Below are 13,573 nucleotides of genomic sequence, written 5' to 3'. Positions count from 1 at the left end.
GAAAGAGCTCGTAATGACGAGGTTATTGACTTATTCAATTCGTCGTGCAAAAAATATAGAGCGGAAAATGATTTGCGAAGCGTTAAGTCGGTTATCTATCTTGGCACCACTGCGGGACTATCAGTATGTTGGTTTCGGGTCAACCTATTTTGTTGATTTTTCTTTGTTTCATAAATTATTAGGTATCCAAAAGCTAATAAGTATTGAAGGCGACGATACAGCCGAAACGCGGGTCAAATTCAATTCTCCTTATTCCTGTATTGAGATTTTAATTGGAAAGTCAACAGATAAACTGCCAGAAATTCCTTTGGAAAAACAGCGTTCGATCCTTTGGTTGGATTATACATCCTCTTTAACAGGATATATGTTTTCTGATTTGGCTACTTTTTTTAATCGTGCCATTTCAGGTAGTGTTTTTTTAATCTCCATTAATGTTGAAATTAAGGACGAGGTTGGTGCAAAAACGACTGACGACAGAATAAAGAGTAAATTAAATAAGGATTCCGATGTTAAAAATAGAATTAGAAGAAATACTTTTGCACGTGATTTGAAAAAGGATGATTATTATGAAATTATAAGAAATGTCATTCAGCAGGAAATTGAAAGCGTATTAGAAAGTCGCAATCGTTTAGAGGCTAAATCCAAGTTTAAGTATAAACAAATATTCAATTTCTTATATCATGATGGTCAAGCTATGCTGACTATTGGCGGCATCCTTTTTGATGAAATTGACGAGCCAAAAATTGATACGATGAATTTTAAAAATTTGGATTTTATGAAGGACGCCGGTGGTAGTTTTGAAATAATTGTCCCTCATTTGACTAATCGTGAAATTCAAGTTATTGATAAATTTTTACCAGGATTTCATTCTGATCCTGAAATAAAAGAAAAAGCATTTTCAGCGTTAAAAGGTATAGTTAGTGAAAGTGCAATAGAAAAGTACGCAAATGTTTACAGGTATTTCCCGGTGTATAAAGAGATAGCGATATGAGCAAAATTATTGCTAAAAAAAAAATAAAAATAATTGATCTATTCGCTGGTGCTGGTGGCTTTGGTTTAGGCTTTGAAATGGCCAATGAGAATTATGATTTAATTTGTTCTTTAGAGGCCGATAAATGGGCCGTTGAAACTCTCGCAGCTAATAATAAAAATAGCCATCAAATTATTCATAGTGATATACGAGAATTTGATAGTGCCGAAAAAATAAAAGATGCTATACACCATGGTAGCCCGAATATTATTATCGGCGGACCACCTTGTCAAGGATTTAGTTTAGCCGGTCCGGCAAAGGACCCAAAAGACCCAAGAAATTCATTGTTTAGGAACTTTGTGCAATGGGTTGAAGTTCTTAAGCCTGAAATTTTTGTGATGGAAAATGTACGGGGGATACTTACTGGAAAAAATGATAAGGGGGAGAAAGTTGTTGATATTATAAAAAGCAATTTTGAAGCCATTGGATATTCAGTTAATATTTGGGAATTAAATGCCGCTAATTTCGGTGTAGCACAAAGCCGTGAAAGAGTGTTTTTTGTTGGGAGTTCGAAAGGTGTAGAAATCCCATCACCTTCAATTTCGCATTATTTACCCGAGCAAAAATTAAAATTAAATGGGTCGGCTAAAAATTTAAAATGCGCGATTAACGTGATTGATGCAATTGGGGACTTGCCGCATTTGCGTGCTGGTGAGGGGGTTGAACAATGTGAACTTAATCAGCCAGAACATATAACTGATTACCAAGCGCAGTTGAGAGGAAACGAAATTTTTATTCACAACCATGTTACCATGGCTCACACTCCAAGAATTGTGAAGCGGTATGAACAAATACTGCAAGGTGTAAAGATAGATCAGCTCAATGATGACTTGAAGGTTCGTAAAAGGAATGGAAATGGCGTAATTTCAGATACTGAATATAATTCAAATTACCGTCATCTTAAACCGGATATGATATCTTACACTATCCCAGCATCATTTTATTCCAATTTTGTTCATCCTTTTCAACCTAGGAATATAACTTCAAGAGAGGCTGCGAGGTTACAGTCATTTCCGGATAGCTATGTATTCAAAGGTAAGCGTACTCAAATCTCATCCAAATTATTAAAGCAACTTGGTAAAGAAAGTGAGAATCATCTATCTCAATACAATCAAATAGGAAATGCCGTACCGCCGTTATTGGCGAAAGCAATTGCGAACCATTTATTACAGTATTTAGATTTATCGTGATAAGTTCATTTGTTATACTTCAAAGATTTGCAGAAGTCATAACGCAATTACGACCCCAGCCCCGCAAGAGTTTTTCGCTGCCGCTCCAGCCTTGTGGCCCGCTGATAGGTAAACGCCATGCTAAGTAATGAATATGCAACACCCGGATGTTTAATTTAATCCGGGTATTTTTGTATACCCGCAGCTCGCGTAAAGGATAGAAACGGATACCGGCCCGTGAATAAGGCCTCGTGCAGTATGAGTGAATAGCCTGGCGCCGCTTCTACCGGCGGCGTACGCCAAAATAGATTTGAGATTTGAGATCTCCCGTTCTGTCCGAAGTCAGAGGCTTCGGACGACTATGCCTGTAGTATCCAGATACAGGATAATAGATTGTACGAATGCATAATTAAAAACAATAAAACTACCTTGCAAAAAGTATTGCAATACCATAGTTGCAAACTACAGACATAATGGTTCTAACCTCGAACAGCAGGCTCAATTACCTGCGGCTTGCTTAACAAAATAATAATCGATGCTTTTTCCATCACCAGAAATGGTGGCTTTTAACTTTCCATCTGTAAGTGTGTACGCTATCTTTTTAGGGAAATCATGTTCAGGGTTTTCGCACACAAAACTATGATCGGTTATGTTGCTGATTTTAAAATAGACAGGTGCGGCATTCTCGGCTACATCGCCTACGTAAAAAATAGCATTGTCTTTAATCACCAGTTGCAGTTTTTCTACCACCGCAGTATCCGTGCCCTTTAAGGTAACACCTTTGCCTATAAGCCTTGTAGATGAGGCTATGCTCCAGGTTTCGGTACCCGTTTTTCCGGGTTTCATTCCGGTGCGTATCCAGGTGCCAATAATCCAGTTAAGTTTTTTAAAATCATGGTTTACATCCTGGCAAAAAGCGGTGTTGACAAAAAAGATCAGCAGCAATACTAACAACGATGGTTTCATGATGGCGAGGGTTTGAACAAATATAGGTACTGCCAGCGTATTTTGGTAATAACTGATATAACCACATACTCGAGAATTTAATATTATCAATGTATTATTAAAAAGCATTTCACTTGCCAATAATTTAATTTTCTTCCTATTTTTAAAACCTAAACATTCACAATAAATAACACCGTTTTGCAGCTAACAGAAGACCAGATATACGCCCTTGCGCCCGACGAAGCTTCAAAAAAGGCGGGGCGCGATTTGGCCGGTCCGGCTAAATGGGTTACCAAAGGCATTAATGAACTGGCGCTTTGGGGCGAATGCCAGGGCAGCGGCAGCAAACCCTATCAAACCCAGGTTGATTTAACTTCAATAGCATTTAAATGTTCGTGTCCAAGCCGCAAGTTTCCGTGTAAACATGGTTTGGGGCTGTTGCTTTTATGCGCCCGGCAGCCGGCCTTATTTACCAATGGCGATATGCCGGCCTGGGTAAGCGACTGGATTAGCAAACGATCTGAAAAAGAAGAAAAGAAGGTTGAGAAAGCCGAAAAGCCCGTTGACGAAAATGCACAGGCCAAACGGCAGCAGGTGCGGGAGCAAAAAGTAAGCGGCGGCATTGCCGAATTACTGGTTTGGATAAAAGATATTGTGCGCGGCGGCATTTTAACCATGCCCGAAAAAGGGGCCAACTTTTGGGAAAACATGGCCCGCCGCATGGTTGATGCCCAGGCCGGCGGCTTAGCCGGGATGGTGAGGGCTTTAGCTACCACTAATTTTTGGAACGAAGGCTGGCAAAGCAGCTTTATGGATAGGCTACTGCAACTATACCTGGTGGCCGAAAGTTACCAGCATCTGCCCAATATCAATCCCTTGTTGCAACAAGACATCCGCACGGCTATTGGGTTTACTACAAGCCAGGAGGAGATTAAACAGCAAACGGGCGTTACCGATACCTGGCTGGTAATTGGCAAGGATAGCCGCGATGAACAGCAGCTTACTGTTGAACAAAACTGGCTGTATGGCATCAAAACCAATCAATACGCGTTGGTGCTGCAGTTTATAGCAAGGGGGCAGTTTGGGCAGCTGGCGTTAAGCCCCGGCATGTATTTAGATGCCGAGTTGGCTTATTTCCCGTCGGCGGTGCATTACCGGGCAATTATTAAAAATTACAATGCCGTAAGGCCGGTTGATTTGGCCGCGATACAAAGTTATAGCGGCTGGCAGCAGGTGGCAGGGCAGGAGTCGGACCTAAACGCCCGTTTGCCTTTCAGGAGCGAGATGCCTTTTGTAGTGGCCGGGCTAAAGCCGGTGCTGTATCAAAAACAATGGTGGTTGCAGGACCAGGAGGGCGGCCTATGCAAAATAGCGCCGGATTATCAAAATATATGGCAGCTAATGGCCATAAGCGGCGGCGAGGCACTCACCATGACCGTTATTGGTAAAGAGAATGAGTATCGCCCGCTTGGGGTTTGGTATCAAAACAATTATAAAGCTATCTGATGAAGGCCTGGGAACACGTTATAAATGCCGCCATGCTGGGCACCGATAAACCCATGCCGGGCAATGCCGATTTACCGGAGGAGATAGCCATTGTTGCTAACGCGATTGATAGCGCCGAAACTTTAGATAAGGAAGCAAAATACCTGCAAAAGGCAGCTTTAATATACAATTACAGGCAATGCGGCTTTACGCCCTTGCAAAAACAAGACCTGCCGCAAAACATAGCTCAACCGGAAACAAAACCCTATTGTACTGAAAAAGCGGCCAAGGTTTTAAACGCCATACTCGACGAAAACAATGATGCCTTATTGGAACTTTGGCTAACCTTATGCCACAAAGCCGGGCAATTATTTTTGCCGGATGTTTTGCCTGCATTGTTGGAGAAGGCCGAAAAAGATAAATCATTAAGACCGTTAATAACCGGGTGCAGCGGCAACCGCGGCCTTTGGCTGAGCAGGCTGAACCCCGCCTGGGATTATTTTAGCGTATTGCCCGATGAAGATATCTGGCAAACCGGCAACCCGGCCGAAAGGGCGGAGGTACTCAGGAAGGTTAGACAAAGCGACCCTCAAAAAGCACTGGAATGGTTACAGCAAACCTGGGAGCAGGAAAACGCGGCAAGCAAAGTGGAGCTGTTAAAAGTTTTGAAAACAAACTGCGGCCCGGCCGATTTCCCCTGGCTGGAAAGTTTGCTGGCCGAGAAAGCGCAGAAGGTTAAAGATGAGGCTTTGATTTTGCTAAAGCATATTCCCGGCTCGTCCATCGTAAAACAATATGAAGATTTACTAGCGCAATCCGTGACCCTGAAAAAGGAAAAGGCTATGCTGGGGATGATGACCAAAATCTCTATCCGGCAGGAATTACCGGCAACGGTTGATGAAAGCATTTTTAAATCGGGGATAGAAAAACTGGCCGGGCAAAAAAGTTCGGTAAATGATGAAGGTTATATCATTTACCAATTGATGGCTTCGGTACCGCCTTCGTTTTGGGAAAAACAGTTTGATGCTACGCCCGAGCATGTGGTGGGCTATTTTGAAAAATATGCTGTATCGCAAATTGGCGCTTTGGCAAAGGCCGTTATCAGGTTTAACGCTGATAGCTGGATCCCATATTTTTTTTACAAAGCCGAGATTCATCCCGAATTTGTGAATAAACTACCCGTGCAGCAGCGCGATAAATATCTTTTCATGTTTATGGACAATGATGCCCCTAATACCGTGCAGATAGCCTTACGTTGCCGGCAGGAATGGGGAATTGAATTTACAAACGCAGCGCTGGTACATATGGTAGCCTATTCTTATCAATATAACCGTGGCGATTTTAGCCGGATGATCAGGCTGATCCCGGTGGGCATGCTGGGCCACCTGGAAAGGATAGTGCCCAAAGATTTGAACCACCAGGCTCCCTGGGATAAAAACAAAAATTACTTAATTAAATTACTCGGCTTAAAGCAACAAACGCTGCAGGCCTTTAACGCATAAAATAATTTAACATGTCACAGATTTTACGTCAGCATGCAGAGCAATTATTTGCACAGGAACTGGAAGAAATTAAAAAGCAGGACTCGGAGAAGCGCCCCGTAAACTGGGTGTTATCGCCGCAAGCCGTGGTTACCTACCTGATGGGCGGCAAACTGAAAAACGGTTTTGAGGTATCGCCAAAATACATCGGCAACCGCCGCCTAATGGAAATTGCCGTAGCAACCCTAACTACCGACCGCGCCCTGCTGCTTTACGGCCTGCCCGGAACGGCCAAAAGTTGGGTAAGCGAACATTTGGCGGCAGGCGTAAGCGGCGATTCGACCCTTATAATACAGGGAACTGCCGGTACCAGCGAAGAATCTGTACGTTACGGCTGGAATTATGCCCGCCTGATAGCGCAAGGCCCTACTGAAGAAGCATTGGTTGAAACACCCGTAATGCGTGCCATGAAAGACGGTAAAATAGTGCGTTTGGAAGAGCTGACGCGCATTGGCGCCGATGTACAGGATACCCTCATCACCATCCTGTCCGAAAAAACATTGCCCGTACCCGAACTGAACATGGAAGTACAGGCGGTGAAAGGTTTTAATGTGATTGCCACGGCCAACAACCGCGATAAAGGCGTGAACGAATTATCAAGCGCGCTAAAACGTCGCTTCAATACAGTGATTTTGCCCTTGCCCGATACCATTGAAGAAGAAATTGACATTGTGCGCCGCCGGGTTGAGAGTTTTGAAAAAGTAATGGAAATGCCTGCCGAGCCACCGGCCTTGCAGGAGATCCGCAGGATAGTGACCATTTTCCGCGAATTGCGCAGCGGGGTTACTTTGGATGGTAAAACAAAAATTAAAGTGCCATCGGGCACGTTAAGCACAGCCGAAGCAATTTCGGTAGTGAACAGTGGTTTATCCATGGCCGCCTATTTTGGCGACGGGCAAATCAAAGCCGCCGATTTGGCTGCCAGCATCATCGGTTCGGTGATTAAAGACCCGGTGCAGGATAAGTTGGTTTGGCAGGAGTATCTGGAAACCGTTGTAAAACCACGCAACGACTGGAGCGATATTTACCGCGCCTGCCGGGACTTATAAGCCGAAGGCCAAAAGAGATATAACAAAATGAGGAATGTAAATAATATCGAATAATGAATGTCCAACACCGAAGTTTTTCATTCATTATTCAATATTGGACATTCGGTGTTCGATATTAATTATTGATTTAATATCATTGATTTGATAGCTCAAAGATGGGAGTAAGTATTTTAGGTATCAGGCACCATGGCCCCGGTTCGGCACGGAATGTAAAGGCGTTCCTGGAATCGGTTAAGCCGGATATTGTGTTGGTTGAAGGTCCGCCGGAAGCTGATGCCTTGCTGCAATGGGTAGGGCACGAGGGTTTAAAGCCTCCCGTGGCTTTGCTATGCTTTCAGCCAGACGATTCGCGGCGGTCGGTATTTTATCCCTTTGCCAGTTTTTCGCCGGAGTGGCAGGCTATACTTTACGCTAAAAAGAATAATATCCACGTACGGTTTATGGATTTGCCTGCGGGGAACCAGATGCTGATAGAGAAGGAGCGTGCCGTTGCCCGGCAGGATATTGAACCGGATGCGGTTAACTCCGATGCGCAGTCCTTGGAAAATATATATAAAGCGCCGATTAGTTATTTATCGGATGCCGCCGGCTTTGCCGACGATGAAAAATGGTGGGAGCAGATGTTTGAGTACCGCGCAAACAACGATGAAGTATTTGATGCCGTAGCCGAAGCCATGCAGGCCCTGCGTGAAGGCCTGCCCCAAAAAGATAAGAAACTGGAGCAACTGCGCGAAGCTTATATGCGCCGCACCATCCGCCAGGCCGAAAAGGAGATGTTCCATACCATCGCCGTTATCTGTGGAGCATGGCATGTGCCCGCGCTGCAAGACAAATCGTCGCAAAAAGAAGATAACGAACTATTAAAAGGCCTGCCCAAAGTAAAAACCGAATGCACCTGGATCCCCTGGACATTTAACCGGCTGAGCTTCAACAGCGGTTATGGCGCGGGCATCAACTCGCCGGGATGGTACAACCACGTTTGGCACCACCCTAAGGATGACGGTACGTTGTGGATGGCCCATGTGGCGCAATTGTTCCGCAAACAGCAGATGGACACCTCGGTTGCCCATATTATTGAAGCGGTGCGTTTAGCAGGCTCCTTAGCCTCCCTACGTGGCCTGCCGAAGGTAGGGTTGGAAGAACTAAACGAGGCAACCCTGAGCGTATTATGTAACGGCGAAAGTATCTTACTGAAACTGGTGCACGAAGAACTGATTGTTGGCCACCAGATAGGCGAAGTGCCCGTGGATATCCCCAAGCCACCGCTGCAGTTAGATATCGAAAAACTGCAAAAGAAACTCCGGCTTCCGGCCACTGCCGATTATAAAGACTATACCCTGGATCTGCGTAAGGATACCGACCTGGAACGCAGTGTATTTTTACACCGCCTGTTGTTGTTAGGGATTGACTGGGGCCGCCAGCAATATATCACCGGCAAGGGCACCTTTAAAGAACAATGGCGCCTGCAATGGGATCCCGGTTATTCGGTAGATATCATCGAGCGGGGCAACCTGGGCAACACCGTTGCCGAAGCCACCGCTGCCAGTGTACTTAACCGCGCCACCGAAGCCAAAGAACTCAACGAAATCAGCGACCTGCTTGAAAAAAGCATCCCCGCCGAATTGCCTGAGGCGATTGAGGCGCTGATTGCCCGGCTCAACAACCTGGCAGCCGCATCGGCAGATGTGATCGAACTGATGGAGGTAGTACCGGGGCTTATCACCGTAGCCCGTTACGGCAACGTGCGTAAAACGGATGCTACGATGGTGTTAAATATCATCAGCAGTATTATTACCCGCATTTGCATCAGCCTGCCCAGTGCCTGCGTAGCCATTGACGAGGATGCTGCGCAAAAACTGCTCGAACTATTTTATAAACTGAACGACGGTATCAACCTGTTGCAGGATGGCGAGATCACCGCGCTTTGGCAGCAAACCTTGCGGGTGATAGCCGGTAATAAAAACACTTCGCCGGTTATAGGCGGCTATAATACCCGCCTGCTCAACGATGGCAAGTTACTGGAGGGCGAACAACTGATGCAATACTTCGGTTACGCCATGTCATCGGCAACTGCGCCCGATATAGCCGCCGCCTGGCTTGAAGGTTTTTTGAAAGGCAGCGGAACTTTGTTGCTGCTTGACCAGGACCTTTGGCAGGTGATAGACAACTGGGTATCGGGCTTAACGGATGATGTATTTATGCAGGTGCTGCCGCTGCTCCGCCGAACATTTTCCAACTTTACGAGCCCCGAGCGGAGGAAGCTGGGAGAAAAGGTGAAGTTTGGTGCATCAACGGTGCAACAACGGATAACCAACGATGCCGGATTGGATACCCAACGGGCATTGAAAGGTATTCCGGTGGTTATGGAATTATTAGGTTTATCCATCAGCAATAACAACACCCAAAATGGAAACTGAACCACAACATTTACGCAAATGGCGGCTCATTTTGGGCGGCCACCAACAGGAGGGTACCGGCTTTGAACTGGAAGAAGCCGACCTGAAAGTCGACCGTACCTTAGAGGCATTATACGATAGTGACAAGACCGGCGGACTGGGGGCTTCTTCGCCAAACGTAAGCCGCTGGCTGGGCGATATCCGTACATTCTTCCCTTCCAGTGTTGTACAAGTAATGCAGCAGGATGCGCTTAAACGACTGAACCTCACCCAGATGTTGTTTGAAAAAGAGATGCTCGAAAACATCGAGCCCGATGTTCACCTCGTAGCAACCCTGATGACACTGAGCCGGGTTATCCCCGATAAAACCAAAGATACCGCCCGCCAGGTGGTACGCAAAGTGGTTGACGAACTGGTAAAAAAACTGGCCGAACCAACCCGCCAGGCCATCAGCGGTAGCCTTAGCCGGAGTGTACGCAACACCCGCCCAAGGCACAGCGAAATTAACTGGGGCGCCACAATCCTCAAAAACTTAAAACACTATCAACCTGAATATAAGACTATTGTGCCCGAAAATAGGGTAGGATACGGGCGTAAAAGATCGTCGTTAAAAGATGTTATCCTGTGCCTGGATCAAAGCGGATCAATGGGTTCATCCGTTGTATATTCCGGGATTTTTGGTAGTGTAATGGCCTCGATACCCGCCATCAAAACCAAAATGGTAGTGTTTGATACCGCCGTTGCCGACCTCACCGAAGAACTGACCGACCCGGTTGAACTATTGTTCGGCGTACAGTTGGGTGGCGGTACCGATATCAACGCTGCACTAACTTATTGCCAGCAAATAGTAACCAAACCCGCCGATACCGTAATGGTTTTAATAACAGACCTTTACGAAGGCGGCAATGTGAACGAAATGCGCCGCCGAGCTGTAGAAATTGTGGCTTCGGGAGTTCAGCTGGTTGTCCTGCTGGCTTTGAGCGATGATGGCGCACCATCTTATGACCACCGGAACGCTCAATTCCTGGCCGATTTGGGTGTACCCGTTTTTGCCTGCACGCCTGATAAATTCCCCGATTTAATGGCGGCGGCGCTTACTAAGCAGGATGTAGCTTTGTGGGCTGCTAAAGAAGACCTGGTGTTAAAGAAATGATTTGTTAATGCTGTTCGATGATACCGGCTATTTTTATCAGCGGTAAGCAAAGTTTTATTTTAAATATTGTTTGCCATAAATCAAATCTTTAGTTACCTTAGATACTGAATGTAAAATATTGATTTTTAAATATTTATATAGTATTTGAAAGTCAACTCCTGCGTGTTCATTATTACTTAAACCTTAATTTTATGTCAAAGAAATCAAGTATCACCCCCGATCAGGCTAAAAATATAGCCTGGTATCTGCAACCTGTTGATTTACATACCTTGCTCCCTATTAATGTTGGGTTGCGCTCGGCACAGGAAGCAACTATGATATCGGTTCTCGGTTCGCCCCAATTACCCCTTACCACGGTTGATCAGCCGAGTAAAGCGAGTCCACTGGTAAAAAAACTTGCGTCTACCCTAAATATCAGCCCCTTAATAATTGCAAATGGCATTAAGCCTTCTGTTCAAAGCCTTGATACTATACTTAAAAAAGCCTTTAGTCAGGAACAAGCTGCGGGCCATGATCTTAAAAGTGTTCTTAGCTCGGCATATAATATGTTAAATGTTCGTTACCGCAAGCCGCCAAAGGGCCCGCCGTCAACACAAATCAGTAATCATGCCTGGGGTACTGCTATTGATTTCAAGATAATTACCCAGGACTTTTTGGGCGATACCCATTCAACCATACCTAAATATATTGAAGTATTACTGCCTCTTTTTAACGAAGCAGGCTGGTATTCGGGAATAAGTTTCCACGATACAATGCATTTCGAAGTTTCCGACGGAACTATTCATCAGTGGTCGGTAGAGGAAAAATTTAAGATTTAAAAAAAACTTTACCGGCAGGTGGCAAGCATTGGTTCAAATTTTAGGCGTAACCGCTTTAAACGGTTTATCAAACGAATTAGCCCCATGTACACCCACTTTGCGACGGTAAACTTTATCCTGACAGGTAACATACAATACATCAAAATTGGGCCCGCCAAAGCAAATATTGGCGGGGGTATTTCCTAAGGGTACGGGTATTATCGAAATTACCCGGCCTATCTCGTCCATAACCTGGATGCCCATTTTGGTGACGGCATAAATACGGTTGTTACGGTCGCATTTTAAACCATCGGCCCAGGCGTTTTCGGCATTATCGGGTACATGCAGCCAGCCAAAACGCTGCTTGGCCGTTAATGTACCATCGGCTTTAACCTGGTAAGCGTATACCCAATGGCTTGCACTCTCGGCAACATATAACTCTTTTTGATCGGGGCTTAGGGCCAGTCCGTTAGGGAATTTGAGGCCTTCATCAACTACCACCTTTTCCCCGTTGGTTTTTACCAGGTAAATTTTGCCTGGCTTTTCGGCGCCGTTAGGGGCGGTAACATAAATATTGCCGTTATTAGCTACCGTAAGGTCGTTTACATTAATGCCATCAGCCACCACGCTTTCAACATTATTAGCATCGTATTTTAAAATTTGATTGGTAGCGGTTGCCGAATTATAACGCGATCCATCGTGGCCAAAGGCTGTGCCGCTGGCTTTTTTTGAATCTATTTTTAGTTGGGTTAAGTGCCCCTGCAAATCTACTTTGTAGGTTTTAGCATTGGGGATATCCTGGTAAAATACCTCTCCCGCGGCATTAACGCCGGTTCCTTCGGCAAAACCATAACCTTCGCCAACCAGTTCCCAGTCTTGGCCCGGTATGATGATTGTGTTGGTGAATGCATTTTTTGACTGACCTTTTGCAACCGGTTTTGGGTAATCTTTCCATAAAAAACGCATGGCTTGCGGAAATATGGCCGTAGCATGGATTCCATTGTGTCCGCCATCGCCCCAGGCGTGCTCAACCTCGTAACCAGCAAACTGCAACGCTCTTTCCATCATCTGGGCAGTTATCCACCAGTCGCCAACGTAGTTATTCAAATCGTTTGTTCCGTCCTGCAAAAATACCCTGATTGGTTTAGGCTCAAATTTGCGAATGAGGGTAGGGAACCGCTCGGCACCACGAAAACCTACATAAGTACCAATCGAGCTAAATACCCGGCTAAACTGGTCTGGTCTTTCCCAGGCTGCGTTAAAGGCGGCTATCGCACCGCTGCTTGATCCGCCTATAGCCCGGTCATTGGCCTTTTTTGAAAGCAGGATGGGTTTTCCGTCTTTGGTTTTTTGCTTCTCAACTTCGGGGAGTAATTCCTGTATTAAAAATTTAATATAATTATCGCCCAAGCCATCATATTCGTAGCTGCGGTTGTTACGATTTAATGCGTTGTCGGCGTCTTCGGCTGGTATACTGCCGGGTTGTATAAACACCGCGATAGTTACCGGCATTTCTTTTTTGTAAATAAGGTTATCAAAAACAACCGGGGCTTTAAACTGGATACCATCCTGGTTTACATACAGGCAGGCCGGTTTTTTGCCGTCATACGCGGCGGGCACATAAACCCAATATTTACGCGTGGTGCCGGGGAATATCTTTGAGCTATCGAATTTAAATTCCATCATATCGCCCTTGGGTACGCCAGTTTGATCAATTGATGCCGGATCAACAGGATAATTTTCGGCCGGCGACTGTGCGGAAACGGTGAGGCTGGATATAAAACACACAAAAAGAAGTAATACTTTTATTGGTTTCATGGCGGGCTTATTTCAGGTTTATGTAATTGGTTTTCAAATATATAAAATTGATATTGAAAATGAAGGGAGGCTGATTGAGGAGATTGTCCAATCCGAATAAAATATATTTCCTATGGGAATAGTAGTTTAATGAAATAATTTTATATTTGCGACGTAAAAACACCACCATGAATGCTTTTTTAAATCCTGG

10 protein-coding genes are annotated in these 13,573 nt (G+C 45.1%); 8 read left to right on the top strand and 2 right to left on the bottom strand.

Features of this window, described 5'->3' with window-relative positions:
• Positions 1-13 precede the first annotated feature (13 nt).
• A complete protein-coding gene (locus tag AC1RM2_RS28465; RefSeq protein WP_492988544.1) occupies positions 14-991 on the top strand; it encodes an O-methyltransferase in 978 nt (325 codons plus the stop codon).
• Positions 988-2,220 (top strand): DNA cytosine methyltransferase, encoded by a 1,233-nt coding sequence (locus AC1RM2_RS28460; protein ID WP_492988543.1) that lies wholly within the window; start codon positions 988-990, stop codon positions 2,218-2,220. Before AC1RM2_RS28465 ends, AC1RM2_RS28460 begins: the two co-directional genes overlap by 4 nt.
• Before the next feature lie 477 nt (positions 2,221-2,697).
• Here AC1RM2_RS28460 and AC1RM2_RS28455 read toward each other — a convergent pair whose 3' ends face one another.
• A complete protein-coding gene (locus tag AC1RM2_RS28455; RefSeq protein ID WP_492988542.1) occupies positions 2,698-3,165 on the bottom strand; it encodes a DUF6265 family protein in 468 nt (155 codons plus the stop codon).
• A 177-nt stretch (positions 3,166-3,342) separates the two neighbouring features.
• On the opposite strand from AC1RM2_RS28455, the gene AC1RM2_RS28450 reads away from it, so the two are divergent.
• The 6 genes from AC1RM2_RS28450 (at position 3,343) to AC1RM2_RS28425 (ending at position 11,586) form a co-directional block, all read left to right on the top strand.
• Positions 3,343-4,650, top strand: a complete 1,308-nt coding sequence (locus AC1RM2_RS28450) for an SWIM zinc finger family protein (RefSeq protein ID WP_492988541.1) — start codon at positions 3,343-3,345, stop codon at positions 4,648-4,650.
• Positions 4,650-6,131: a DUF5691 domain-containing protein gene (locus AC1RM2_RS28445; RefSeq protein ID WP_492988540.1), complete on the top strand. Its 1,482-nt coding sequence runs from the start codon at positions 4,650-4,652 to the stop codon at positions 6,129-6,131. Before AC1RM2_RS28450 ends, AC1RM2_RS28445 begins: the two co-directional genes overlap by 1 nt.
• An 11-nt stretch (positions 6,132-6,142) precedes the next feature.
• Positions 6,143-7,219 (top strand): ATP-binding protein, encoded by a 1,077-nt coding sequence (locus tag AC1RM2_RS28440; protein ID WP_492988539.1) that lies wholly within the window; start codon positions 6,143-6,145, stop codon positions 7,217-7,219.
• Between the two features lie 155 nt (positions 7,220-7,374).
• A complete protein-coding gene (locus AC1RM2_RS28435) occupies positions 7,375-9,636 on the top strand; it encodes a DUF5682 family protein (RefSeq protein ID WP_492988538.1) in 2,262 nt (753 codons plus the stop codon).
• Entirely contained in the window at positions 9,626-10,768 is a 1,143-nt protein-coding gene (locus AC1RM2_RS28430) for a VWA domain-containing protein (protein WP_492988537.1), read from the top strand. The genes AC1RM2_RS28435 and AC1RM2_RS28430 overlap by 11 nt, the downstream gene beginning before the upstream one ends.
• 191 nt (positions 10,769-10,959) lie before the next feature.
• Positions 10,960-11,586, top strand: coding sequence for a M15 family metallopeptidase (locus AC1RM2_RS28425; protein ID WP_492988536.1), 627 nt, complete (start codon positions 10,960-10,962; stop codon positions 11,584-11,586).
• 33 nt (positions 11,587-11,619) lie between these two features.
• Here AC1RM2_RS28425 and AC1RM2_RS28420 read toward each other — a convergent pair whose 3' ends face one another.
• The gene (locus AC1RM2_RS28420) at positions 11,620-13,383 is read right to left on the bottom strand and encodes an SMP-30/gluconolactonase/LRE family protein (RefSeq protein ID WP_492988535.1); all 1,764 of its coding nucleotides are present in this window, start codon (positions 13,381-13,383) and stop codon (positions 11,620-11,622) included.
• Positions 13,384-13,573 lie beyond the last annotated feature (190 nt).

It is taken from the genome of Mucilaginibacter sp. GW822-FHT03E02, assembly GCF_058801545.1.
This window is presented reverse-complemented; position numbering and strand designations above follow the sequence as displayed.